Annotated in this window: 21 protein-coding genes; 7 read left to right on the forward strand and 14 right to left on the reverse strand. The window is 72.3% G+C overall.

What is annotated here, in order from left to right:
- Window positions 1-101: 101 nt before the first annotated feature.
- The gene (locus tag WFI00_RS01790) at window positions 102-842 is read right to left on the reverse strand and encodes a hypothetical protein (protein WP_336630851.1); all 741 of its coding nucleotides are present in this window, start codon (window positions 840-842) and stop codon (window positions 102-104) included.
- A gap of 183 nt (window positions 843-1,025) precedes the next feature.
- Here WFI00_RS01790 and ddaH point away from each other — a divergent pair, with 183 nt between their 5' ends.
- From ddaH to WFI00_RS01805, 3 genes are read left to right on the forward strand one after another with little or no spacing between them, the layout of a single operon-like run.
- Complete coding sequence (ddaH, locus tag WFI00_RS01795) at window positions 1,026-1,832, forward strand: dimethylargininase (RefSeq protein ID WP_442928284.1); 807 nt, start codon at window positions 1,026-1,028, stop codon at window positions 1,830-1,832.
- A complete protein-coding gene (rocD, locus tag WFI00_RS01800; RefSeq protein ID WP_336630852.1) occupies window positions 1,829-3,049 on the forward strand; it encodes an ornithine--oxo-acid transaminase in 1,221 nt (406 codons plus the stop codon). Before ddaH ends, rocD begins: the two co-directional genes overlap by 4 nt.
- A 60-nt stretch (window positions 3,050-3,109) precedes the next feature.
- Complete coding sequence (locus tag WFI00_RS01805) at window positions 3,110-4,252, forward strand: alpha/beta fold hydrolase (protein ID WP_336630853.1); 1,143 nt, start codon at window positions 3,110-3,112, stop codon at window positions 4,250-4,252.
- A 9-nt stretch (window positions 4,253-4,261) separates the two neighbouring features.
- Here WFI00_RS01805 and WFI00_RS01810 read toward each other — a convergent pair whose 3' ends face one another.
- The 8 genes from WFI00_RS01810 to WFI00_RS01845 all read right to left on the reverse strand — a co-directional run bounded on the left by WFI00_RS01810 (window position 4,262) and on the right by WFI00_RS01845 (window position 13,450).
- Complete coding sequence (locus WFI00_RS01810) at window positions 4,262-5,473, reverse strand: carbamoyl-phosphate synthase large subunit (protein WP_336630854.1); 1,212 nt, start codon at window positions 5,471-5,473, stop codon at window positions 4,262-4,264.
- Between the two features lie 80 nt (window positions 5,474-5,553).
- Window positions 5,554-7,140, reverse strand: coding sequence for a molybdopterin-dependent oxidoreductase (locus tag WFI00_RS01815; RefSeq protein WP_336630855.1), 1,587 nt, complete (start codon window positions 7,138-7,140; stop codon window positions 5,554-5,556).
- Between the two features lie 41 nt (window positions 7,141-7,181).
- A complete protein-coding gene (locus WFI00_RS01820) occupies window positions 7,182-8,432 on the reverse strand; it encodes a four-carbon acid sugar kinase family protein (RefSeq protein ID WP_336630856.1) in 1,251 nt (416 codons plus the stop codon).
- Entirely contained in the window at window positions 8,429-9,436 is a 1,008-nt protein-coding gene (locus tag WFI00_RS01825; protein ID WP_336630857.1) for a transketolase family protein, read from the reverse strand. Before WFI00_RS01825 ends, WFI00_RS01820 begins: the two co-directional genes overlap by 4 nt.
- Window positions 9,433-10,314, reverse strand: a complete 882-nt coding sequence (locus WFI00_RS01830) for a transketolase (protein ID WP_336630858.1) — start codon at window positions 10,312-10,314, stop codon at window positions 9,433-9,435. Before WFI00_RS01830 ends, WFI00_RS01825 begins: the two co-directional genes overlap by 4 nt.
- Window positions 10,315-10,354: 40 nt before the next feature.
- On the reverse strand, window positions 10,355-11,674 hold the full coding sequence (locus tag WFI00_RS01835) for an MFS transporter (protein ID WP_336630859.1): 1,320 nt from the start codon (window positions 11,672-11,674) through the stop codon (window positions 10,355-10,357).
- 49 nt (window positions 11,675-11,723) lie between these two features.
- Window positions 11,724-12,656, reverse strand: a complete 933-nt coding sequence (locus tag WFI00_RS01840; protein WP_336631140.1) for an NAD(P)-dependent oxidoreductase — start codon at window positions 12,654-12,656, stop codon at window positions 11,724-11,726.
- Window positions 12,657-12,745: 89 nt separating this feature from the next.
- Entirely contained in the window at window positions 12,746-13,450 is a 705-nt protein-coding gene (locus WFI00_RS01845) for a FadR/GntR family transcriptional regulator (RefSeq protein WP_336630860.1), read from the reverse strand.
- Between the two features lie 155 nt (window positions 13,451-13,605).
- Between WFI00_RS01845 and WFI00_RS01850 the strand changes: the two genes are divergently transcribed.
- The 3 genes from WFI00_RS01850 to WFI00_RS01860 are packed head-to-tail and all read left to right on the forward strand — an operon-like array spanning window position 13,606 to window position 17,077.
- Entirely contained in the window at window positions 13,606-15,309 is a 1,704-nt protein-coding gene (locus WFI00_RS01850; protein WP_336630861.1) for a circularly permuted type 2 ATP-grasp protein, read from the forward strand.
- The gene (locus tag WFI00_RS01855) at window positions 15,303-16,235 is read left to right on the forward strand and encodes an alpha-E domain-containing protein (protein ID WP_336630862.1); all 933 of its coding nucleotides are present in this window, start codon (window positions 15,303-15,305) and stop codon (window positions 16,233-16,235) included. Before WFI00_RS01850 ends, WFI00_RS01855 begins: the two co-directional genes overlap by 7 nt.
- The gene (locus WFI00_RS01860) at window positions 16,232-17,077 is read left to right on the forward strand and encodes a transglutaminase family protein (RefSeq protein WP_336630863.1); all 846 of its coding nucleotides are present in this window, start codon (window positions 16,232-16,234) and stop codon (window positions 17,075-17,077) included. The genes WFI00_RS01855 and WFI00_RS01860 overlap by 4 nt, the downstream gene beginning before the upstream one ends.
- A gap of 1,036 nt (window positions 17,078-18,113) precedes the next feature.
- Here WFI00_RS01860 and WFI00_RS01865 read toward each other — a convergent pair.
- Genes WFI00_RS01865 through WFI00_RS01880 form a run of 4 tightly spaced genes read right to left on the reverse strand, consistent with a single transcriptional unit; the run spans window position 18,114 to window position 22,106 of the window.
- Window positions 18,114-19,139 carry a Gfo/Idh/MocA family protein gene (locus tag WFI00_RS01865; RefSeq protein WP_336630864.1) on the reverse strand — a complete coding sequence of 342 codons (1,026 nt, stop codon included), beginning with the start codon at window positions 19,137-19,139 and terminating at the stop codon, window positions 18,114-18,116.
- On the reverse strand, window positions 19,136-20,764 hold the full coding sequence (locus WFI00_RS01870) for an FAD-dependent oxidoreductase (protein WP_336630865.1): 1,629 nt from the start codon (window positions 20,762-20,764) through the stop codon (window positions 19,136-19,138). Before WFI00_RS01870 ends, WFI00_RS01865 begins: the two co-directional genes overlap by 4 nt.
- Complete coding sequence (locus tag WFI00_RS01875) at window positions 20,761-21,810, reverse strand: alcohol dehydrogenase catalytic domain-containing protein (protein ID WP_336630866.1); 1,050 nt, start codon at window positions 21,808-21,810, stop codon at window positions 20,761-20,763. Before WFI00_RS01875 ends, WFI00_RS01870 begins: the two co-directional genes overlap by 4 nt.
- The gene (locus WFI00_RS01880; RefSeq protein WP_336630867.1) at window positions 21,810-22,106 is read right to left on the reverse strand and encodes a YciI family protein; all 297 of its coding nucleotides are present in this window, start codon (window positions 22,104-22,106) and stop codon (window positions 21,810-21,812) included. The genes WFI00_RS01875 and WFI00_RS01880 overlap by 1 nt, the downstream gene beginning before the upstream one ends.
- Before the next feature lie 155 nt (window positions 22,107-22,261).
- Here WFI00_RS01880 and WFI00_RS01885 point away from each other — a divergent pair, with 155 nt between their 5' ends.
- Window positions 22,262-23,002: an SDR family NAD(P)-dependent oxidoreductase gene (locus WFI00_RS01885; RefSeq protein ID WP_336630868.1), complete on the forward strand. Its 741-nt coding sequence runs from the start codon at window positions 22,262-22,264 to the stop codon at window positions 23,000-23,002.
- Window positions 23,003-23,017: 15 nt separating this feature from the next.
- Here WFI00_RS01885 and WFI00_RS01890 read toward each other — a convergent pair whose 3' ends face one another.
- A complete protein-coding gene (locus WFI00_RS01890; RefSeq protein ID WP_336630869.1) occupies window positions 23,018-23,899 on the reverse strand; it encodes a shikimate dehydrogenase in 882 nt (293 codons plus the stop codon).
- Window positions 23,900-23,925: the final 26 nt, after the last annotated feature.

A 23,925-nucleotide genomic window follows, 5' to 3' on the forward strand; every position in this document is an offset into this window, starting at 1 on the left:
CGCTTCTGGGGGGCGCCGACGGAGGTTGACGATAGCGTTCTCGCTTGCGATCTCACCGTCACTGACACGCCGGGGGGAGTGTCGCTCTGGGGTTGGGGGATTTACTCGGCCCCAGAGCTCCCGCCCGCGTCGGATCGCCGGATCGGAACCATGAATTCCGCGACCAGCGCGCGCACGCCCAGTGCGAAAAGGGTCCACGATCCGGTCGGGAGCTCGTCGCCGTCCGCGGCGTCGTACTGCGGGTGGTCGATGCCCTCGAGTGCGCGCACGGCGAAGCCCTCGCCGAGCGCCGCCATCGCCTCCGCGAAGTCGGTGACCGTCAACGGCGACTTCATCCGGAGTCCGTACGCGTCCATCAGCAGCTGATAGAGCTCGGCGAACGCGGCGATCGACTCGTGGTGGCGCTCCATGCTCGCGGCCTTGAGCTCGGGCCAGGTGTGGGCCGTCGTGCGCAGGGCGAGCGAGATGAGGAACTGCTTCCCGTCGAGCGACCGTGCCGGGTCGTCGGCGTCCATCATTGCCGAGCGCAGATGCGCCTCCGCCGCCGCGCGGATGACGTCGTCGCCGTCCGCGCCGGAGGCGATGAGCTCCCCGATGGCGGTGTGCACGTAGTCGGCGGGTGCGGACAGGCGCAGGCGCACCATCGCGACGGCGAGGTCGCGCTGATAGTCGCTCTGATCGGCCCACAGCCGGTAGGCCGCCCCCGTCGTCAAGCCCGCGTGGCGCAGCACCTCCTGCAGCCGGATGTGCTGGACTCCGGCGGACACGCCGCGCTCGAGCAGCATCTGCATGCCCACCCGCAGGAGCAGCGCCCGCGTCTCTTCCCCCGTTCGACGTGACATGGAAAAAAATCTACTCACCGACCGGGTGTCGCGCAGGGGCCCCTGCCGAACGGGGGGAGATCTGGCAGAATACGACGAGGCGTGCCCGCCGACGAGTCCCGCCGGACCGTCCGCCCCGAGCGGGGAGGCGAGGAGCGAGGAGTGACCGTGATCGAGCGCATCGCGCAGCGCCGTCGGTATCTCATGTGCCGCCCCGAGCACTTCACCGTCCGCTATCGGATCAACCCGTGGATGGAGCCCACCGCCCCCACCGACACGGCGAAAGCGGTCGACCAGTGGCGGACCCTCCACGACGCGTACCTCGCCCGCGGTCACACGGTGGAGCTGATCGATCCGATCCCGGACCTCCCCGACATGGTCTACACGGCGAACGGCGGCTTCGTCGTCGACGGGCGGGCGCTCGGCGTCCGATTCCGCGTGCCGGAGCGTCGCGGCGAGGAGGAGCCGTTCATGTCCTGGTTCGAGGCGCACGGCCTCGACGTCGTGCGCCCTGATGCCGTGCAGGAGGGCGAGGGCGACTTCCTGCTGGTGGGCGAGACGATCCTCGCCGGGAGCGGATTCCGGTCTGCGGGGGAGAGCCACGCGGAGGTCGGAGAGGTGTTCGGACGCGAGGTCGTCTCGCTCCGCCTCGTCGACCCGCGGTTCTACCACCTCGACACCGCCGTGTGCGTGCTCGACCCCGTCGAGGGCCCCGGCGGCGTGGCCCGCGCGAACATCGCCTACCTGCCCAGCGCGTTCGACGAGCCGTCGCGCCGCATGCTGGAGGAGCGCTACCCCGACGCGATCCGCGTGTCGGACGCGGACGGCGCCGTGTTCGGGCTCAACGCCGCCTCCGACGGCCGGCACGTCTTCCTCTCGCCCCGCGCGACAGGCTTCGCGGAGCAGCTGCGCCGGCGCGGATACGAACCGGTCCCCATCGACCTGTCCGAGCTGCTCCTCGGCGGCGGCGGGATCAAGTGCTGCACGCTCGAGATACGAGGACCACGATGACAACGGCTTCCCCCGACGACCCGACGACCGCGGCGATCGCCGTGGAGGAGGCGCACGTCGCCCGCACGTACCACCCCCTCCCCGTGGTGGTGGCGCGGGCCGAGGGGTCCTGGGTCACCGACGTCGAGGGCAAACGCTACCTCGATCTCCTGTCGGCGTACTCCGCGCTGAACTTCGGGCACCGCCACCCGGCCCTCGTGGCGGCGGCCACGGAACAGCTGGGACGCGTCACCCTCACCAGCCGCGCCTTCCACAACGACCGGCTCGGACCGTTCGCCGCGGCGCTCGCGGAGCTGTGCGGCAAGGACATGGTCCTGCCGATGAACACCGGCGCCGAAGCCGTTGAGACCGGCATCAAAGCCGCCCGCGCCTGGGCCTACCGCGTCAAGGGCGTCCCGGACGGCGCCGCCACGATCGTCGTCGCCGACGGCAACTTCCACGGCCGCACGACCACGATCGTGGGCTTCAGCGACGACCCGGTGGCGCGCACCGACTTCGGGCCGTTCACTCCCGGGTTCGTGTCGGTGCCCTACGGCGACGCCGACGCGATCGCCGCGGCCGTCGACGAGAACACGGCCGCCGTGCTGATCGAACCCGTCCAGGGCGAGGCCGGCGTCGTGATCCCGCCCGAGGGGTACCTGCGCGCAGTCCGCGACATCTGCGACCGTGAGAACGTCCTGTTCCTCGCCGATGAGGTCCAGTCGGGCCTCGCCCGCACGGGTACGACCTTCGCCTGCGATCGAGAAGGCGTCGTGCCGGACGTGTACCTCCTCGGCAAAGCCCTCGGGGGCGGCATCGTGCCGCTGTCCGCCGTCGTCGCCGACGCCGACGTGCTCGGCATCCTCCGGCCCGGCGAGCACGGCTCCACGTTCGGAGGCAACCCGCTCGCGTGCGCGGTCGGGCTGCGCGTGGTCGAGATGCTCGCCTCGGGCGAGTTCCAGACCCGCGCGGAGGCTCTCGGCGCGCACCTCGCCGCGTCGTTGGAGTCCCTGGTCGGGCAGGGGGTCACAGCCGTGCGCGTCGTGGGGCTCTGGGCGGGCGTCGACATCGACCCGGCCCACGGCACCGGTCGCGAGGTCGCCGAGCGTCTGCTCGCCCGCGGCGTCCTGGTCAAGGACACGCACGGGCAGACGATCCGGATCGCACCGCCGCTCGTCGTGCGGGCCACCGAACTCGACTGGGCCGTCGAGCAGCTGCGACTCGTCCTCGTGGTCTGACGCGGGGCGGTGGTGATGCGCGGGCCGGAGAGAGAGCGGGCTGTCGCGCGGATCGCGACGGTGCGGCGCCCCGCAGACGTCCACGGTCCCGCGTTCGATCTCGCCTACGTGCGCTCGGGCCCCCGGACCCGGACGCCCGCGGTGGTGATCCCCGGCGGTCCGGGACTGGGGGCGCTGCGACCGTACGGGGCACTGCGCCGCTGGGCCGCCCATGGCGGGCTCGACCTGATCATGGTGGAGCACCGCGGCGTCGGGCGCTCGCGCCGTGACCTCGCCGGGCACGACCTGCCGTTCTCGGCGATGCGCGTCGACGCCGTGCTCGACGACCTCGCGGCGGTGCTGGACCGCGAGGGCGTCGACCGCGCGCACCTCGTCGGCTCGTCGTACGGCAGCTACCTGGCCGCGGCGTTCGGCATGCGACACCCCGGACGCGTCGCGGGGATGCTGCTGGATTCGGCGCTCCAGTCGCCCGCCGATCTCGAGATCGAGCGCGCCGCCGTCCGCGCCCTGTTCTGGGACGCCGACGATGAGGTCGCTTCTGGGATCAGGCGCCTCGTGGCCGGGGGCGTCGACCAGCGCACCCTCCTCGACGTCGTCCGCGCCGCCCACGAGTTGAGCGGCGCGGAGCTGACCGGCACCGTGGTCCGCCGGCGTCTGCGCGGCCGTGGCGGCCTCCTGTGGGCGGCGCTGCGCGCCTACGCCACGCGGGACGCGTCGATCGCGCGCATCCCCGGCGTGTACGAGTTCGACCTCGTCGGGGCGATCGGCTTCCGCGAGCTCGGCTATGGAGCGCCTCTCGACGGGGGGCCGCTCGATCCCGCCCTCACCTACGCGCCGCTGGCCGGCCGCTTCCCCGCCTTCGCCGGCTCACCCCACGACGTCGTCGCCGGCACGGCCGCGTTCGACTGGCCGTTCGTGGCTCTCGCCGGCGACCGCGACCTGCGCACCCCCGTGGCGATCGCCCGACGCGCGGCGGCCTCGGCGAAGGACGGCGTGCTCGTGAGCATCCACAACGGGCACAGCGCACTCGACACGCATCCCGCAGCCCTCCTGAACGCGACGCGACGTCTGGTGACGGGTCAGCACCGCCGCCTCGTCGACGAGGCGGGCGCGCTCGACCGGCTGCCGCGGGTCGGGATCTCCGCGCGGGCGCCGCAGCTGCTGCGGGCTCTGGCGCGCGTCGACGAGCTGACCGCCCGCTGACGACGACCCTCAGACGCGCCCCGCGTGCACGTCCTCCAGCGCTTCGGCATCCGCACCGCTCATGCCCTCGATCGGCTCGCCGTTCCACACGATGTCGTCGCCGAGGGCGGCGAGGATCTCGGCGCGGGAGCCGTGCTCCACCTTGGCGCCGTGGACGATCGTCGCGGGACTCCACAGCATCGCGAGGGAGTCGTGCCAGCCCGCGCCCACGTCCCGCACGTGCAGGAGATCGTGCAGCGACGTCGGCAGGTGCGAGAGCGGCTCGCTGAAGCAGTCGGCCAGGACGGCGAGGCTGACCTGACGTTCGGTGCCCGGCTCCGCGATCGCGGTGACATCCGCCTCACCGACCAGCGCCTCCGCGAAGGCCTCCGCCTCGAGCAGGATCACTCCGTTGGTCGGGCGCGGATTGCACTCGATGATCCGCAGCCCCTGGTCCGAGTCGACGAAGTCGAACGACAGCTGTCCGCTGAAGGACGGGTCGAGCGCGTCGACGATGCGCTGCGCGTAGGCGAGCGTGTCGGTGCTGTCCACGGCGAGGAACGTGATGCCCGTGCTGTGGTGCCACTGCTCCGGCGCCCGATAGGTGCAGTGGGAGGTGATGCGGCCGTCGACGATCGTGCTGTAGGAGCAGACCATCGGTCCGTCCACGAACGGCTGCACGAGCCAGGGCTGCTCGGGCGTCGGGATGCAGCTCTCGACCAGGACGGTTCCCGCCAGCGGGCCGGTGTTGGTGAGCAGCCCCACGCCTCCGCGCGAGAAGGCGGCGCGGGCGAAGTAGCGGGGGAAGCGCGCGATCGCCGCCGTCAACTCGTCGGGGCTGGTGACGACCACGGTCTCGGGAAGGGGAACGTCCGCCGACGCGGCGAGACGCTGGAAGCTCGCCTTGTCGTGCAGACGGGCCAGGTCGGCGAAGCTCCCGGCGTAGACGCGGACCCCGGCCGGCAGATCGTCGGCGCGGGCGGCGAGGTAGAAGACCTCCTCGAACGACGGGATGATCAGCTCGATGCCGTGCTCGGCGACGTAGCCGCCGATCTCCTCGATGAACGCATCCGTCTCGAACCGCGGCGACGAGGTGACGAAGTGCCCGGTCAGATACCGGGAGTGGCTGCCGACCGCGCCTGCATACGTGTCGCTCGCGTGCACCTCGTGCCCGAGACTGCCGAGCTTGCGGATGATGTCGAGCGCGAAGGTGTTGCGGGAGCTGGTGACGAGTACGCGCACGGGAGACCTTTCGCCGGGGGGACGCTGGGCACAGCATATCCTCGGCCGCCGCGCCGAGGGAGGTGGCGATTCCGGCCGGGTCAGGCGACCGTCACGCCGACGGTCGGCCACCCCGTCGCGCCGTCGGGTGCCGGCGGTGCGGGCGCGGCCGTCTGCGGCTCGCCGTCCTCGCCGATCGCCCGTGCGGTGATCGTGTGCCGGCCGGCGCTCGCCTGCCACGGCAGCATCCATTGCACCCAGGTGTCCGACGAGATGGCGGTCGCCAGCGTCGCCGGCTGCCACGGTCCGTCGTCGACGCGCACCTCCACGCCGCGCACGCCGACGTGCTGCTGCCAGGCGACCCCGGCGATCATGGCGTCACCCGCCGCGACGTTCGCGCCGTGCCGCGGCACGTCGATACGGCTCGCGAGCTTGATCGGCCCGCGCTCCGACCACCCGCGCGGGATCCAGTAGCCCTGCGCATCCGCGAACCGGGTGACCTCGAGATCGACGACCCACTTCGTCGCCGAGACGTAGCCGTAGAGCCCGGGGACCACCATCCGCACCGGGAATCCGTGCGCGATCGGCAGGGGCTCGCCGTTCATCCCGACCGCCAGGATCGCGTCGCGGTCGTCGGTCAGCGCCTCGAGGGGCGTGCCCGCGGTGAACCCGTCCGCCGAGGTCGACAGCACCATGTCGGCATCCGGGTGCACGCCCGCGCGCGCGAGCAGATGACGGATCGGATAGCCGAGCCACACCGCCGTGCCCACGAGGTCGCCGCCGACCTCGTTGGACACGCAGGTCAGCGTCGTCACGCTCTCCTCGAGCGGCAGGGCCATCAGGTCGTCCCAGCCGAGCTCGACCTCCTCGTCGACCTTCCCGTGGATGCGCAGCCGCCAGGTCGTGGGATCCACCTGCGGCAGGGTGAGAGCCGTGTCGATGCGGTAGAAGTCCGCGTTCGGCGTCACGACCGGGGCGAGGCCCGGGATGCCGAGGTCTGCGGACGCCGGGACGGTGACGCTGCGGACGGGGCGGGGGAGGACGATCGCGGCGCGCAGGGCGGAGGCGGCGCGCGAGCCCGCCTGCAGCGCCCAGCCGCCGGCCGCGGCGAGGGCCCCGACGGCCGCCGCGCCGGCGGTCCACACGAGGAACGCGCGCCGGGTGGGGCCGGTGGCCGTCGCCTCGGCGCCGCCCGGCGCCGTTCCCGCCGGCGGGGTCGCCGGGTGCATCGCCGCGCGCGGCATGAGCCGAGCGAGGGCGAGGAGCGTGCCGGCGGCTCCGAGCGCCGCGGGGAGCGCCGCGAGGGCCGGAGCATCGGCGCGGGTCACGGCGGCGGCGAGCCCGAGCAGGCCGAGTACGACGACGAGCGTCTGGGCGGCGGCCCGCGAGCGTCGCCACACGAGCCCGGTCAGCGCACCGAGCAGGAGCAGGACGATCGCGACGGCGGTGATCAGAGCCGCCTTGTCGCCCGTCCCGAACAGGGCGATCGCCAGATCCTTGCCCCACGGCGGCGCGAGATCGATGAGGGTCGACCCCACCGCCGCGACGGGACTCGTCCCGAGCAGCGCGCCGGCGAGCTCGGCCACGCCGGCCCCGAACGCGACGGACGCCGCACCGGCGAGCGCGGCGCGGGATCCGCCCCCGTCTCGGGGGCGTCGCGTCGGCGCTGGGTCTTGCCGCGGGTGCATGCGCCGATCCTAGGCCGGAGTGGGGACGGCGGGGGCCGGATTCAGCCGGCGGGGACGCGCAGAGCGCTCAGCACGTCGGCGATCGTGGCCGGGTCACCGACGTTTCCGGGGACGACGACGTAGATCAGGTCCCGACCCTCCGGCGTGGTGAGGTCCCAGACCGAGACCCCGGGCAGCACTTGGCCGCGCACCAGGGCGCGGTCGGCGCCCAGGCCGACGCGGGCGACGTCTGCCGACGTGATCCCCCCCTTGGACACCACGACCGACACGTCCGAGCGCAGAGCCTCGACCGCCGAGGTGAGGGCGGCCATCACCCGCTCCCCATGCGCGAGCGTGTTGTGCTCCGGGCGGCGCGCGCGTTCCGACGCGAGCGCCCCGAACCCCGCCGTGGAGATCAGCCGCGCGACGACGGCGGCCGCGCGGGCGGCTTCCGCCGGCGCGTCCGCCAGGGCGGCATCCGTGTGGATCGGGGTGGGCGCCGACCATCGCTCCGACACCCGGGCGAGCTGGCGGGTGGCGCCGTCGGTGTGCGACCCGCAGACGAGCAGCGTCGGCGCGGCGGCGTCGACCAGCGGCACCGGGAGCAGGCCCGCGCTCTCGACGCCTGCGATGGCGGCGGCGAGGGGCGACGCGGAGCGGACGACGACGGAGCGGCCCGACGACCACACCCTCCGCACCGCGCCCGCGATGGCGCGGAGGTCGTCGTCGGTGATGGCGTCGGGAAGCAGCACGCTGCCCGGCGCCGCCGCGCTGACTGCGTCGGCGAGGCGGCCTGCGCGCACGTCGTCCAGCGGGATGCGGACGACCGGTCGCGTCGAACGCGCTCGCACGAAGTCGGGAAGATAGCCGGAGGCGAACGGGAACACAGGGTCCGCGGCGTACTCGCTCTCGTGGGCGGGGACGTCCACACCGTCGACGCGCACGTAGTGCATCCCGTCGTGGGTCGTCCGTCCGCCCTGCGGGAAGGCGGGCACGAAGAGGATGAGGTCGTCGGGGCGGGCGAACACCTCCGTCTCGGCGAAGACGTGGCCCCGCAGCGTCGAGTCCCCGCGGAGCACGACGTGCACCGGCTCGCCCAGCTCGTCCTCCACGGCGGCGAGATCGTCGCGCACGCTCTCGAGGAGCCCCACCGCCTCCGCCTCGTCGATCGCGCGGGTGTTCGTCAGGAGATAGACGGCGTCGCGCGTGCGCAGGGCGTCGACGAGCGACGCGGTGTCCCAGCGGAGCAGCACGAGCGCGTCCGCCGCGGACTGGGTGCCGGTCGGGTCGTCGTCGAGGACGAGGGTCTTCATCGCAGCTCGTCGAGCACGCGGGCCACGATGGCGGCCGTGGACAGCCCGTATCGCTCGTGCAGCGTCGGGAGCGCCCCCGCATCGAGGAACTCGTCCGGCAGGCCCACAGGCACGACCCGGCGTCCGACGCCCCGGCGCACGAGGGCGGATGCCACCGTCTCGAACAGTCCGCCGACGACGGTGTGGTTCTCCAGGGTCACGGCGAGCCGGGGCGTGTCGATCTCGCGGACCACGGTCTCCTCGTCGAACGGCTTCAGGGTCGGCGTGTGCACGACCGCGACGTCGACGCGGTGCGCCGCGAGGGCCTCGGCGGCCTGCAGCGCGCGCATCGTCATGAGGCCGCTGGAGACGAACACGACGTCCGCTCCCGGTCGGAGCACCGCGGCCCTGCCGAGCTGGAACGTGTAGTCGTACTCGTCGAGCACGCTCGGAACGTTGCCCCGGAGCAGCCGGAGGTAGGTCGGACCCTCCGCGGCGGCGAGCTGGGGCACCGCCTGGGCGATGTCCACCGCATCGCACGGGTCGACGATCGTGAGACCGGGAACGCCGCGGAAGATCGCCACGTCCTCGGTCGCCTGGTGGCTCGGGCCGTATCCCGTGGTGAGTCCCGGCAGTCCGCCGACGATGTTGACGTTGAGCTGGGGCTCGGCGATGTCGAGGCAGATGAAGTCATAGGCCCGCCGCGCGGCGAACACCGAGTACGTCGACGCGAACGGCACGAGGCCGGTCTCGGCCATCCCCGCCGCGGCGCCGAACAACAGCTGCTCGGCCATCCCCATCTGGAAGAAGCGGTCGGGGTGCGCCTGCCGGAACACATGCATGTCGGTGTACTTGGCCAGGTCCGCGCTCAGACCGACGACCCGAGGGTCGGCGTCGGCGAGCGCCGCCAGGGCGTGCCCGAACGGGGCCGACGCCGTCTTCTGCCCGGGGTCGGCGAACGACGCGATCATCGCCGAGGTCTTCAGGCGCGCCGGCGCGCCGGCGGTCTGCGCTGTCGTGGTCATCGGCCGTCCTCCTCGTATCCGGCGACGAGCTGCTCACGGCAGATCGCCCATTCGTGTTCTTCGATGCGCATGAAGTGGTTCTTCTCGCGCTGCTCCAGGAGCGGGACGCCGCGCCCGACGCGGGTGTCGCAGACGATCACCTGCGGCGCCCCCGTGCTGTCGCGGTCGTCGATGCGGTCGAAGGCGGCGAGGAGCGCAGTGGGATCGTTCCCGTCGACGCGTTGCGTGTGCCAGCCGAACGCGCGCCACTTCTCCTCGACGGGCTCGATGCCGAGCACCGATGCGGTGGGGCCGTCCGCCTGCAGGGCGTTCATGTCGACGATCGCCGTCAGGTTGCCGAGCCGGTGGGAGGCGGCGCCCATCGCCGCCTCCCACGTCGACCCCTCGTTGAGCTCTCCGTCGGAGAGGAAGTTGACGATCCGTGCGTCGCTGCCGCCGTGCCGCAGCCCGAGGGCCATCCCGACGGCGACCGAGAGCCCGTGGCCGAGCGACCCGCCGGAGATCTCCATCCCCGGCGTGTAGCTCGCCATGCCCGACATCGGCAGTCGGGAGTCGTCGGACCCGTAGGTGTCCAGCTCTTCGACGGGGATCACGCCGGCCTCCGCGAGCGCCGCGTAGAGCCCGATGGCGTAATGGCCGGTCGACAGCAGGAAGCGATCCCGTGCCTCCCAGTGCGGGTCGTCGGCACGCAGTCGCAGCTGATCGAGGTAGACGACGGCCAGGATGTCGGCGGCGCCGAGCGCCTGGCCGACGTATCCCTGCCCCTGCACCTCGCCCATGCGGAGCGCGTGCAGGCGGATGTTCTGGGCGCCCCGGCGCACCCGCGCGGTGCGATCGGCGATCGTCGCGGCATCCGTCCGGGAGAGGGTGTCTGGCATCGGAGGTCTCTTCTCGTGGTCGTCGGGCGGCGGATGATCGTCAGACGGCGACCGGATCGAGCGGCACGTCGTCGGTCTCGCCGGTCTTCACCGGCGCGGTCTCGCGCGTCACAAGAGCCGTCAGGGTCGAGACGACGCCGAGCAGCGCGAACAGGATGGCGGGGCCGATCCAACCCACCCAGCCGTACAGGGCCGTCGCGATGAACGGGAGCAGGCCCGCCACGATGGCGGCCCCGTTGTAGCCGAGCGAGATGCCCGACGAACGCACGTCGCGGGGGAACAGCTCGGAGAACCAGCTGGCTTCGACCGCGAAGATCGGGTCGTGGCTGAGCAGCAGGCTGAGCGCGACGGCGACGATGACCATGATCGCCACTCCCGTGTTGATGAGCAGGAACATCGGGAACGCGAAGAGGATCGTGAACACCGAGCCGATCAGGAAGACGTTGCGCCGCCCGATCCTATCGGACCAGGCGCCGTAGAGCAGATGCGATCCGAGACCCAGCGCGGAGCCGACGATCGTGCCGAGCAGCACGTACTGCTTGTCGATCACCTCGGCGAGCACGACGTAGCTGAGCACGAAGCTGGTCGTGATGTAGTAGCCGCCGGTCTCGGCCAGGCGGAGCCCGATGATGCGCAGGATGCTGCGCCAATCGCGCTTGATGACCTCGATAGCCGGGCGCTTGTGGATCTCTCCGGCCGCCTTCATCTTCTGGAAGTCGGGCGACTCGGTGATGCCGAGCCGGATCCACAGGCCGATCACCACCATGACGATGGATGCCAGGAAGGGCGCACGCCACACCCAGTCGCCCTCGAACAGGGCGGCCGAGAGCAGGAACGTGCCGTTGGCGAGCAGGAGCCCGGCGGGGATGCCGATCTGGGTGACGGATCCGAAGAATCCGCGCCGCTTCGCGGGCGCGTGCTCCACCGCCATGAGCACGGCGCCGCCCCACTCGGCGCCGTAGCCGATGCCCTGGATGGCGCGCAGCAGGATCAGCAGGATCGGGGCGGCGACGCCGATCGCGGCGTACGTCGGCAGCAGGCCGATGAGGAACGTGGCCGCACCCATGATCGTCAGCGCGGCGATCAGGATGAACTTGCGTCCGACGCGGTCGCCGTAGTGCCCCGCGAGGTATCCGCCGATGGGACGGAACAGGAACCCGATCGCGAGGGTCGCGAACGAGGCGAGGACGCCGATGAACGCGTTCTCCGCGTGGAAGAAGGCGGTGCCGAAGTATGCGGCGGCGGCGGTGCCGTAGATGAAGAAGTCGTAGCTCTCGACGGCGGTGCCGATCATCGAGGCGATCGACACCTTGAGGGGATTGTCGCGGGTGATGCGCGGTGCGCGCGTGGCGGTGGTCACGGTGTTCCTCCTTGAACAGGGTGGTGCGGGGGTCGGGTGATGCGTCGGGTCAGGGGCGCGAGTAGGTCTCGATCACGCGCGAGTCGTCCCGCGTGCCGAGGCCGAGGTCCGCGGCGGCGAGGTAGCGTTCGCGAGCCGCGTCGAGGAGGGGGGTCTCGGCGTCGGCAGCGCGGGCGGCGTCGGCGACGAGGCCGGAGTCCTTGACGAAGATGGTGATCTGGCTCGTCACCTCGGCGTCGGTGCCCTGCAGCATGCGCGGGCCGCGATCGGCGAGCATCCACGACCCCGCCGCGCCCGACTCGAGGAGCGGAAGCACCTCGGCCGGGTCGAGGCCCAGCCGCTCGGCGAGTGCGAGCGCCTCGGCGGCGGCGACGATGTGCACAGCGCACAGGTGCTGGTTGACGACCTTGATCGCTTGGCCGCGACCGATCTCCGCGCCCACGACACGCACGGTGCCGAGCCGTTCCAGGAGGGGCGCCGTCGCGGCCAGAGCCTCCGTGCCGCCGGCCGCGAAGATCGTGAGGGTGCCCGTACGTGCTCGGGCGACGCCCCCGGTGACGGGCGCGTCCACGACGTGGCCGCCTGCGGCAGAGATCCGGTCCCCGGCGGCGACGACCGCTTCGGGGCCGACCGTGCTCATGATCACCCAGGTCGTCCCCGGCACGATTCCCGCCGCGAGGGCGTCGCTGATGAGCGTGTCGAGCTGGGCCGGGGTGGCGACCATCACGATCACCACCGTGGCTTCGGCGGCCTCGGCGATCTCCGCCGCGGGCTGCATGCCGGCTTCGGCCGCCCTCTCGCGGGCGACGGCGAACGGGTCGACGGCGATCACGCGGACACCGGCGGCGGCGAGCTGGGAGGCCATCGGCAGGCCGATCGCCCCCACGCCCACGAAGGCGACGGTCGGTGAGGAAGCGGTCATGGGCGAGGACCTCCATTGGTCGGACGGATGACGACGAGCATTGGTTCTACCAATGCGCAGTCATGATGATAGAAGCGCGGGACGAGCGTGTCAATGATTGGTTCAACCAATCGCCGAAGGGTGAGACCGCCCGCCCGGCGCCGGGCGGATCAGCGGACGACGGGGATGCCCAGCGAGGACCAGTTGTCGAAGTGCTGTCGCATCGCGAGCCGAGCGGCCTCCGGGTCGCGTGCCTCGATCGCCTCGACGATGGCGTAGTGCACGCTGTCGGTGCGCCGCACACCGTTCGCATCGACCGGTTCGACGGCGACCGCCTCGAGGCGGCGGAAGCGGATCGCCTCGCGCAGCACGTGGCTCAGGCCGTCGTGCATGAGATGGAGGACCGGGTTGTCGACCATTGACTGCAGCCGTCGATGGAAGGTCACGTCCGCTTCGAAGGCGGCCTCGTGGTCGTCGCTCATCGTGGCCGCAATCATCCGATCCACGTCCGCGCGCAGGTCCGCGATCTCCTCGGTCGACGCGCGCACCGCCGCCGTCTCCGCGACGGCCTCCTCGAGCATGACGCGGGACTCCGCGAACTGCTCGTCGGTGAGGTAGCCGAGCTCGCGGGCGATCGTGAAGTAGGAGCGCACGAAATCGTCGGAAGGGGTGTCGATGTAGGTGCCGCGCCCCTGGGTGCGGTGCAGGAAGCCGAGCCGTTCGAGAACGGAGAGCTGCTCCCGCAGAGCGCCGCGGCTCATCCCGAGCGCCTCGCCGAGCTCCCGCTCGGGGGGAAGCCGTCGCGCGTCGTTGCCTGGCTCCGGCGTCGCGAGCGTGAGGAGACGCGAAACGAGCTCCTCGAGCGGTGCAACCACGGCGACTCCCGACGTCGTGCCCGGTCCATCGGGCCGCTCTCATGCTAACCGGTGAGCCCGTCGGACCGCCGATCCCGGCCGCCTCCGGGTCCCGCTCCGGCGCGTCCTCGGGGTCCGTCATTTCTGCGAAACATGACCCGGACTAGGCTCAGGGCATGGGTGACCTTTTCGACGGATACGGCTCGACGCTGGCGCCGCGCAAGACCTCGTCGGGCGTTCCCGCGTTCGACGAGATGTTCGAGCGGGCCCCGGGAGACGGGGCCGACGCGGGGGCGTCGAGCCCCTCGCGCGCGGCCTATCGCGAGCTCTACCAGGCGCTGGCCCGCCTCACCCAGGAGGAGCTGCGCGGACGCACGGATTCGCTCGCGAGCTCGTACCTCGCGCAGGGCGTCACCTTCGACTTCGCGGGGGAGGAGCGGCCCTTCCCGCTGGATGCAGTGCCCCGGGTCATCGAGTACGACGAGTGGACCCGCGTCGAGAAGGGCGTGCAGCAGCGGGTGAAGGCGCTCGAGGCCTTCCTCGACGATGCATACGGCCACCAGCACTGTGTGCGCGACGGTGTCCTGCCGGCCGCGCTGATCGCATCCAGTCAGTACTTCTACCGCCAGGCGGCGGGCGTGCACTCGGCCAACGGCGTGCGCATCCAGGTCGCCGGGATCGACCTCATCCGCGACGAGAACGGCGAGATGCGCGTGCTGGAGGACAACGTGCGCGTGCCGTCCGGGGTCAGCTACGTCATCTCCAACCGCCGGGTGATGGCCCAGACGCTGCCGGAGCTGTTCCACTCCATGCGCGTCCAGCCGGTGGGCGACTATCCCAACAAGCTGCTGCAGGCCCTGCGTGCCTCCGCCCCTCCCGGCGTCGAGGACCCGAACGTCGTCGTGCTGACCCCCGGCGTCTACAACTCCGCGTACTTCGAGCACACCCTGCTCGCACGCCTCATGGGCATCGAGCTCGTCGAGGGGCGCGACCTGCAGTGCATCGGCGGCAAGGTGTTCATGCGCACGACGCGCGGGCTCAAGCGGGTCGACGTGATCTACCGCCGGGTGGACGACGACTTCCTGGACCCGCTGCAGTTCCGGGCCGACTCCATGCTCGGAGCGCCCGGGCTGATGCTCGCCGCGCGTCTGGGCAACGTCACGATCGCCAACGCGGTCGGCAACGGCGTCGCCGACGACAAGCTCCTGTACACCTACGTCCCCGACCTCATCCGGTACTACCTGGCCGAGGAGCCCCTCCTCAAGAACGTCGACACGTGGCGGCTGGAGGAGCCCGACGCGCTCGCCGAGGTACTCGACCGGCTCGACGAGCTCGTCGTCAAGCCGGTCGACGGGTCGGGCGGCAAGGGGCTCGTCGTCGGACCGGACGCCTCGCCGGCGGAGCTCGACAAGCTCCGCGCGAAGCTCATCGCCGATCCGCGCGGTTGGATCGCGCAGCCGGTGGTCATGCTCTCCACGATCCCCACCCTCGTTGAGGACGGGATGCGCCCGCGGCACGCGGACCTGCGCCCCTTCGCCGTCAACAACGGCGACGAGGTGTGGGTGCTGCCCGGCGGCCTCACCCGCGTGGCCCTGCCCGAGGGGCAGCTCGTCGTCAACTCCTCGCAGGGCGGCGGATCCAAGGACACGTGGATCGTCGGCGGCGACGCGCCGCAGCGCGGCCCGCTCGGCACGCAGGGCTCGGGCGGTCTCGCCGAGCTCGTCGCCGATCAGGCATCCGTCACCGAGGCGATCCCCATCATCTACGACACGCAGCAGCCGCAGACGCACTCCCCGCAGGACCCGCCGCGGACGCGGTCGGAGCAGCAGGAGCAGCAGCAGCAGACCGGACCCGCCGCAGAGGGGGTGGCCTCGTGCTGAGCCGCATCGCCGAGTCGCTGTTCTGGATCGGGCGCTACATCGAGCGCAGCGACGGAACGGCGCGCATCCTGGACGTCCACCTCCAGCTGCTGCTCGAGGATCCCTGGATCGACGAGGACACCGCCTGCCGTTCGCTGATGGGCGTCATGGGGTCGCTCCAGCCCGAGCCCGGGGTGCGCGTCACCCGCGGCGACGTGCTGACGAGCCTCGCGGTCGACCGTGCCAACCCGTCGAGCATCGCGTACGCGGTGCAGGCCTCGCGCGAGAACGCCCGTCGGGCGCGGGAGATCGTCTCCACCGAGCTGTGGGAGACGCTCAACACCACCTACTCGCGGATGCCCCGCCGCATCAACAACGAGAAGGTGCACGAGTTCTTCCAGTGGGTGCGCGAGCGCTCGGCGCTCGCCGTGGGCATCACGGACTCCTCGACGAGCCGTGACGAGGCGTGGCAGTTCCTCACCCTCGGGCGCTCGATCGAACGCACCGACATGACCGCGCGCTTGCTCGCCACGAAGGCGCTGACGGAGGCCTCCGGCCCGTCGTGGACGACCATCCTGCGCTCGTGCGGGGCCTACGAGGCGTACCTGCGCACCTACCGCGGGATGCCGAGCGCCGCCAACGCCGCCGAGTTCCTGCTGCTGGACCGGCTGTTTCCGCGCTCGGTCATCCACTCGATCACGCAGGCCGAACGCTGCATGAGTGCGATCGACCCGGTCGCCGACCGCGTCGGCCATTCCAACACCGTGCTGCGGGCACTCGGCCGCATCCGCAACGACCTCGAGTATCGGCCGATCGACGAGATCCTGCGCGAGCTCCCCGAACACATGGAGCAGGTGCAGAAGGTGACACGCCAGGCGTCCGAGGCGATCCGCGATCGGTTCTTCCCGACGCACGCCGAGCCCAGCTGGATCGGAGAGACCTCATGATGCGTTTGCGGATCGAGCACGCCACGGGCTTCGCCTACGAGGGCGAGGTCGGCACGTCGTACAACGAGGCGCGGATGCTGCCGAGCTCGACCGACAGCCAGTTCGTGCTGAGCTCGCAGCTCGACATCGAGCCGTCGACGAGCGTGAACCACTACACCGACTACTTCGGGACCCGGGTGGCCGCGTTCGACGTCCTCGCGCCGCACGCGTCGCTCGGCATCACGGCCCGCTCCCTCGTCGAGGTGCGACCGCGTCCGATCGAGGTCGCCGAGATGACGTGGGACCGCCTCGCGCGCGAGTCCGCACGGGGCGTCGGGACGGTCGAGATGCTCGGACAGACCGTGCGCACGGCTCCGCACCCCGAGGTCGCCGAGATCGCCCGCTCGATCGCCGCGCAGCACGACGAGCCCTGCCGCGCCGCGATCGCCATCGCGACCGCCGCCGGCGACGCGATGGAGTACGTGCACGGGTTCACCGGCGTGCATTCGACCGGTGCGGAGGCCTGGGCCGAGCGCAAGGGCGTCTGCCAGGACATCACGCACATCACCCTGGGCGCGCTGCGCGAAGTGGGCATCCCGGCCCGGTACGTGTCGGGCTATCTGCACCCGAGTGCGCATCCCGAGGTCGGGGTCCCCGTCACGGGGGAGTCCCACGCCTGGGTCGAGTGGTTCACCGGAGGATGGCAGGGCTTCGACCCCACGAACCGCGTGGAGATCGGCGATCGGCACGTCTTGGTGGGGCGCGGCCGCGACTACAACGACGTCCCGCCGCTGCGCGGCGTCTACGCGGGTCCGTTCAAGAGCGAGCTGCACGTGCGGGTGACCATCACGCGCGAGGCCTGATCCTGCTGTGCCCCCCGCGCGTGGGGGCGGGTCGGGGTGGGTTCGGGCGCGGGTGGGTTCGGCGGGTTCGGGCGTGGGTTCGGCGGGCTCGGGGTCGCGCGAGGTCGGTGGTTGGCGGGTTCGGGCGTGGGTTCGGCGGGTTTGGGGTCGCGTGAGGTCGGCGGATGGCCAGTTCGGGGTCGCGTCGTGTCGCATCGGATGTCGTGAGGCGACCACTCGCGACCCCGAACCTGCGTGGCCTTGCCCTGGGGTGACCACACGCGACCCCGAACGGCGGGTGGTCTTGCCTTGGGTGGCCACACGCGACCCCGAACGCGGGTGGTCTCGCCCTGGGGTGGCTACACACCACCCCGAAAATGGGCGCGTGGTTGAGACGGGGCGCCCGGCTCCGGAGAGTAGGGAGGCAGGTACTCAACACTCGGGTGTGAGCGGCTGGTCAAGTTCGGGGTCGCTTGTCGTCGCTGGATGGCCAGCTCGGGGTCGCGTCGTGTCGCGTCGGATGTCGTGAGGCGACCAGTGGCGACCCCGAACCTGCGTGGCCTCGCCTTGGGATGATCACACGCGACCCCGAAAGTGGGCGCGTGGGTGAGACGGGGCAAGCCCGGCCCACAGGGCGGGAGGTGGATGCCACGTCTCCTGGGCGTGAGGGGCTGGGCGAGATTGGGGTCGCGTGAGGTCGGAGGTTGGCGGGTTCGGGGTCGCGCCGTGTCGCGTCGGATGTCCTGAGGCGACCACACGCGACCCCGAACCTGCGTGGCCTCGCCCCGGGTGGCCACTCGCGACCCCGAACCTCGCCCCGGGTGGTCACTCGCGACCCCGAACCTCGCCTTGGGTGACCACACGCGACCCCGAACCTGCGTGGCCTCGCCTTGGGTGACCACTCGCGACCCCGAACCTGCGTGGCCTCGCCCCGGGTGACCACACGCGACCCCGAACCCGGGCACGCCCCCGCGCACCCCGCCCTGGATCACCCGCCCCGCCCCGCACCACCCCACCCCACCCCCGGGTCACCCCACCCCGGGGCGCCCCACGCGGGTCACACCCGCACGGTCGCGCCGGTGGCGGCGGCCGTGGTGACGGCCTCCAGGATCGCGAGGTTGCGGGCCCCCTCCCGGGCGCTGACGAGCGGGAGCGCGCGCCCTGCGGCGACCTCTCCGAGGTGGCGGAGCTGCTGCACGTACGGACTCTCGGCCCCGCGCGGGGCGCGTTCGGCGACGAGCGGCGTCGTCCACGTCTGGGCGCCGTCGTGGCTCCAGACGTCGAGCGTCGGGATCGCGAGGGATGCCGCGACGCCGCCGATCCGGATCGCGTCGACGTCGTGCGCGGGGAAGCGGGGCGAGTCGCCGGCCGTGAGGTCCCAGCCCCACGGCGCCGAGACGGCGTCGGAGATGACGATGCTCCCGACGGCGCCTCCCTCGAACGCGACGGTCACGGCGCCGGAGTCCTCGACGTCCAGGCCGCGGACGGCCGACGACGCGAGTGCCGAGACCGCGACGATCTCGCCGACGAGGTGGCGCAGCAGGTCGATCTCGTGGATGAGGTTGATGAGGAAGCTGCCGCCGGACCCCGGCGCACGGTGCCACGCGATGTCGAAGTAGTCGTCCGGCTTGCGCACGAACGAGGTCACCCCGACCGCGGCGATCCGCCCGAGCCGGCCCGAGTCGATGATCTCCTTCGCCCGCACCGTGACGGGGTGGTAGCGCCGATGGTGGCCCACCAGCACCGGCACCCCGCGGGTCTCGGATGCCGCGACGAGCTCGAGCGCGCTCGCATGGTCGCCGGCGATCGGCTTCTCGATCAGTGCGGGGATGCCCGCGGCGACGGCATCCAGTCCCTGCGGGACGTGCAGCTCGTTCGGGGCCGCGACGATGACCGCGTCGGGGCGCTCCGCCGCGAACAGCTCCCGGTGATCCCGGTAGTGGCGGGTGCCGGCGGCGTGCGCGACGGCGGCCGCCGCGTCCATCGGGTCGGCGAGCCCCGCCACCTCGAAGCCCTCCGTCGCGGCGATGGTGTCGAGGTGCGTGCGTCCGATCGCTCCCGCACCGATCACTCCCACCCTCATGCCGTCACCGCCTGGCGGCCGGCGGCGTCGCCCGCCGCGTAGGCGCGCGCGACGGCCGAGCCGAGCGTCGCCCCGCCGCCGGGGTAGGTGTTGCGGAACACCCCGGCCGACACGTTGCCGGCGGCGTACAGGCCGTCCAGCGGCACACCGCGCCCGTCGAGCACCCGGCCGTCGCGGTCGGTGCGCAGACCCCCGGCCGTCCCGAGGACGCCCGGATGGAGGGGGACTGCGGAGAACGGCGGCGCCAGCAGCGGCGCGATGCACGGGTTCGGCTCGTGCGTCGCATCCCCCAGGAATCGGTCCTGCGCCGTGTCGCCGCGACCGAAGCGCGTGTCCCGACCCCGGAGCGCGTCGGCGTTGAACGCGGTCAGCGTCGCGACCAGCCCCCGGGGGTCGATGCCGACGAGCTCGGCGAGGCCCTCGATCGTGTCCGCGGAGACCGCCCAGTCGGGAGGGGATCCCGCGGGCGACCCGCCCACGGGGTAGCGCGCGGCGAAGTCGGCGTCGAAGACGAGCCATGCGGGGAGGTTGCGGAGCCGGCCCGTGGACGGGTCGGTGTCGCCGAACATCCGGCACGTGTCGTGGTAGGCGAGGGCCTCGTTGACGAAGCGCTCGCCCGCGGCGTTGACGACGATCGACCCCGGTAGGGTCATCTCGACGTTGCCCATGCGTCCGGACGGCGACCCGTCGTAGACCTGATCGGGCGGCGTGAGCACGGGCACCCCCCAGATCGAGGTCATGTCCGCGAGGGCTGCGCCGGCGCGCATCCCCATCTCGAGTCCGTCGCCCTCGTTGGACGGCGCGCTGATCGGCGTCACCGGGAACGGGAGGAAGGCGTCGCGCAGTCGCTCGTTCCACTCGAAGCCGCCGGTCGCGACCACGACCGCGCGGGCGCGCACGCGGCGGTCGCCGAACGCGACGATCCAGTCGCCCCCGTCGCGGTCGAGACCGCTCGCGCGCGCCTCACGGATGACGTGGATGCCGCGGTCGAGCGCGCTCGCCACGAGGGAGCCGGTGAGAGCGCCACCCATCGTCCGCACCCCGCGCTCCCGGCGCTCGGCGAGGAGATCGGCGTCGGGAGCGCGACCGTTGAGCGCGTCGCGCTCGGCCATCGTCAGAAGCGGGAAGTACGACGAGGGACGCAGCGACTCGGCGAGCCCGTCGTGGCAGGCGGGGTCGAAGTCGTCGTTGTCGAGACTGCGGCCGCCCGTCGCCGCGCCGGGCCATTCGGCGCGGTAGTCGGGGCGGGCGAGCGGGGTGAGGCGCACCCGCGTCGAGCCGACGAGATAGTCCACCGCCGCGGCGGCCGTCTCGACGTACCAGGCGATGTCCTCGTCGGCCATGACGTGTCCGGAGGCGGCCGTGAGGTACCGCCGCCCGTCTTCCGCGCTGTCGGCGTATCCCGCCTGCGCGGCGAGGTCGGTCGCGGGGGCCCAGATGACGCCCCCGCCCGCGCACGTCGTCCCGCCGAGGAGTGCGGCGCGCTCGGCGACGCACACGGATGCCCCCGCGTCGGCCGCGCGCAGCGCCGCCACGAGACCGGACGCGCCGGATCCGAGCACCAGGACGTCGATCTCGCCGGGAAGCGCCTCGACGCCGACGGCGAGCCCCGTCGCCGCGCTCATGCCGCCTCCTCCTCGCCCGTCGGCAGGAGCACGACGATCTTGCCCGAGGGCTCGGTCGGGTCGGCCATGAGCCGCAGCGCCGCCTCGAGCTCGGCGAACGGGAACCGGTGCGTGAGCAGCGCCGCCGTCGCCTCGGGATGCCGGGCGAGCATGGCGAGGCCATCGGGGATCAGACCTCGGCTGTTGCGGCTGCCGCGGAGCTCGATCTCCTTGTCGGTCAGGTCCTTGAGCGTGATCGCCGCGGCGCGCGACGAGATCCCCACCTGGACGATCGTCCCGCCCGGCCCGACGAGCCGCACCGCGTTCTCGAGCGACGCGGGCACGCCGGTCGCCTCGATGACGATGTCGACCCCCGACGCGCCGGTCACCTGCGCGAGGAGCTCGGCCTGGGCGGGGTCGGGGAACACGCCGTCGACCCGCAGCGCGTGGCGCGCCCCGAAACGGGCGGCGACGGCGAGGCGCGCGGGATCGGTGTCGGCGGCGAGGACGGTGACGCCGCGCTCGGCGAGTCCCAGCGCGGCGAGCAGCCCGATCGGACCGCACCCCAGGACGAGGGCGACGTCGCCCTCCGCCGGCTCCGCGCGCGCGACCGCCTGGAGCGCGATGGAGGCGGGCTCGCCGAGCGCGGCGACGTCGAGCCCGAGCCCGTCGGGGACGCGGTGGAGCCGGTGCAGGGGGACGCTCACGAGCTCGGCGAGTCCGCCGTCCTCGTAGCATCCGAGCACCGACAGGTGTGCGCACACGTTCGAGCGGCCCCGCCGACAGGCTCGGCACGTCCCGCAGGCGACGAGCGGATCGATCGCCACGCGATCGCCGACGCGCAGCGGCGAATCGGCGGCGGGGTCGATCTCGACGACGATCCCCGCCATCTCGTGCCCCTGGACGAGCGGGAGGTCGGTCGCGAAGTCTCCGCCGAAGATGTGCAGGTCGGTGCCGCACAGGCTCACGGTGCACACGCGCACGAGGGCTTCGCCCGCGCCCCGGCGCGGCTGCGGCACCTCCTCGAAGACGAGCGAGCCGGGTGCCGTCGTGCGCGCGGTCAGCATCACTGCTGCCCGCTCTCGCGCGGGTCGAAGAACACCCGCCACATGGCGACGTCCCGCTGCGCGATGAGCCCGTGCGCGTGGAAGGGGTCGGCGTCGAGACGCGCGGCCAGGGTCGCGGCATCCGCGTCCTCGAACACGAGGAGCGCGCCCGGCTCGGACGCATCCAGGGGGCCGCTCATGTAGAGGCGGCCGTCCTCGTGCAGCCCGCGGAGGAACTCCACGTGCGCGGCCCGATGCTCGGTGCGCGCCTCGTCGCTGTCGGGCTGGTAGCGGTAGGTGACCGCATACGTGGGCATCGGGACTCCTTCGTCGGGGCTGCACGTCTGATCCGTTCCCCTAGTCGGTGGGGCGGACGTCCCCAGTATGTGTGTCAAACAATGTGAACTGAACGACTGAATACGTCTTTGTTTATGCTTGCATGCCGTCACAATCCCTGGATAGCCTGACTCGCATGTCACAGGTGACCTTCGACTTCCGCCAGACCGCCGTCGTGATCACGGGGGGAGCGCGCGGTATCGGCGCCGGCGTCGGCCGGGCCTTCGCGGAGGCGGGGGCGGATGTCGTGGTGTGGGACCGCGATACCGACGCGCTGGCGGGCGACTGGCACCCCGCCGGTGTGTTCCGCGCGGACGTCACCGACGAGTCGTCCCTCCAGACGGCGATGCGCGACACCCTGGACCTCGTCGGCCACGTGGACGTCGTGATCTCGTGCGCCGGGATCACGGGCCCGGTCGCGCCGCTGTGGGAGTACGCGGCAGCCGACTGGCGGCGCGTGGTGGACATCGATCTGACGGGCGCGTTCCTCACCGCGAAGACGGTCGTCCCGCACATGCGCGAGCGCGGGTCGGGCCGGGTCATCACGATCGCGTCGATCGCGGGCAAGGAGGCGACCGCGTCGCTCTCGGCGTACACGGCCGCCAAGCACGGCGTCGTCGGCATGACCAAGGTGCTCGCACGGGAGCTCGTGCGCGACGGCATCACGGTGAACGCCGTGGCGCCCGCGATGGTCGAGACCGAGCTGTTCACGCAGCTCACCGACGAGTTCGTCGAGCGGACGCGGGCGCTCATCCCGATGGGGCGGTTCCTGCGGATCGACGAGGTCGCCGCGACCGTCGCCTGGATCGCGAGCGATCAGTGCGCGTTCACGACCGGACAGACCTTCGACCTGTCCGGGGGTCGCGCCGATTACTGACCGGGCGATCGCGCCTCAGCGTGCGACGGCCTGAGTCTCGGTCGCACCGGTGAGCGAGAGGAAGTGCGCGCGCATCCGCGCTCGGTCCGGCTCGAGCCCGGTGATGAGCCGGAACGTGTCGGCGGACTGCCCCACGACCATCCGGCCCCCGTCGAGCACGGCGCAGCCGAGGTCCGCTGCGGCCTCGATGAGTTCGGTGCGCAGCGGGCGGTAGACGGCGTCGGCGACCCACAGCCGGTCGTGCAGGAGGGCGACGTCCAGCGGTGTTCCGGGGTGGCCGACCATCCCGATCGGCGTCGCGTTGACCAGGCCGTCGGCGGCGGCGACCGCGGCCGGCAGCTGCGCCGGGCCGATCGCGTCGACGCGCGCCCGTGGGAAGTGCGGCGAGAGCCCGTCGCGCGCTGCCTCCGCGCGCTCCACGATGGGGTCGAACACGCTCAGCTTCGCGACGCCGGCCGTCAGCAGTGCGTAGGCGATCGCCGAGCCCGCGCCGCCCGAGCCGAGCAGGACCACCGCGTCCAGCGCGGGATCCCGCAGCCCGTCGCGCAGTCCCGCGGCGAATCCCGAGTGGTCCGTGTTCAGACCGAGCGAGCGCCCGTCACGGAACAGCACCGTGTTGACGGCCCCCAGCAGGCGGGCGTCGGGTGACAGGTCGTCGAGGCCCCGCAGGACGGTCTGCTTGCAGGGGTGGGTGATGTTGAGGGCGTCGAAGCCGAGCTCTCGCGCGGCGCGGACCAGCTCGGCGGCGTCGTCGGCGGAGCGCCCGAGGCGGTCGATGTCGATCGTGCGGTACAGGTAGCGGACGCCGAGGGCGTCGGCCTCGTGCTCGTGCAGCGCGGGCGTCGCCGAGGAGCCGATGCCCGACCCGATCAGCCCGACGAGGTATGAAGCGGTCATTTGTTCTGCGTCCTTTCTCGGGGAGG

This window comes from Microbacterium sp. MMO-56, assembly GCF_037146215.1.
Lineage (GTDB): Bacteria > Actinomycetota > Actinomycetes > Actinomycetales > Microbacteriaceae > Microbacterium.

Excerpts from the sequence above, each read along its gene's own strand:
- WFI00_RS01790 (WP_336630851.1), bottom strand. The coding sequence starts at position 842 with ATGTCACGTCGAACGGGGGAAGAGACGCGGGCGCTGCTCCTGCGGGTG.
- ddaH (WP_442928284.1), top strand. The coding sequence starts at position 1,026 with ATGTGCCGCCCCGAGCACTTCACCGTCCGCTATCGGATCAACCCGTGG.
- rocD (WP_336630852.1), top strand. The coding sequence starts at position 1,829 with ATGACAACGGCTTCCCCCGACGACCCGACGACCGCGGCGATCGCCGTG.
- WFI00_RS01815 (WP_336630855.1), bottom strand. The coding sequence starts at position 7,140 with ATGCACCCGCGGCAAGACCCAGCGCCGACGCGACGCCCCCGAGACGGG.
- WFI00_RS01820 (WP_336630856.1), bottom strand. The coding sequence starts at position 8,432 with ATGAAGACCCTCGTCCTCGACGACGACCCGACCGGCACCCAGTCCGCG.
- WFI00_RS01825 (WP_336630857.1), bottom strand. The coding sequence starts at position 9,436 with ATGACCACGACAGCGCAGACCGCCGGCGCGCCGGCGCGCCTGAAGACC.
- WFI00_RS01830 (WP_336630858.1), bottom strand. The coding sequence starts at position 10,314 with ATGCCAGACACCCTCTCCCGGACGGATGCCGCGACGATCGCCGATCGC.
- WFI00_RS01850 (WP_336630861.1), top strand. The coding sequence starts at position 13,606 with ATGGGTGACCTTTTCGACGGATACGGCTCGACGCTGGCGCCGCGCAAG.
- WFI00_RS01860 (WP_336630863.1), top strand. The coding sequence starts at position 16,232 with ATGATGCGTTTGCGGATCGAGCACGCCACGGGCTTCGCCTACGAGGGC.
- WFI00_RS01865 (WP_336630864.1), bottom strand. The coding sequence starts at position 19,139 with ATGAGGGTGGGAGTGATCGGTGCGGGAGCGATCGGACGCACGCACCTC.
- WFI00_RS01870 (WP_336630865.1), bottom strand. The coding sequence starts at position 20,764 with ATGAGCGCGGCGACGGGGCTCGCCGTCGGCGTCGAGGCGCTTCCCGGC.
- WFI00_RS01875 (WP_336630866.1), bottom strand. The coding sequence starts at position 21,810 with ATGCTGACCGCGCGCACGACGGCACCCGGCTCGCTCGTCTTCGAGGAG.
- WFI00_RS01880 (WP_336630867.1), bottom strand. The coding sequence starts at position 22,106 with ATGCCCACGTATGCGGTCACCTACCGCTACCAGCCCGACAGCGACGAG.
- WFI00_RS01885 (WP_336630868.1), top strand. The coding sequence starts at position 22,262 with ATGTCACAGGTGACCTTCGACTTCCGCCAGACCGCCGTCGTGATCACG.
- WFI00_RS01890 (WP_336630869.1), bottom strand. The coding sequence starts at position 23,899 with ATGACCGCTTCATACCTCGTCGGGCTGATCGGGTCGGGCATCGGCTCC.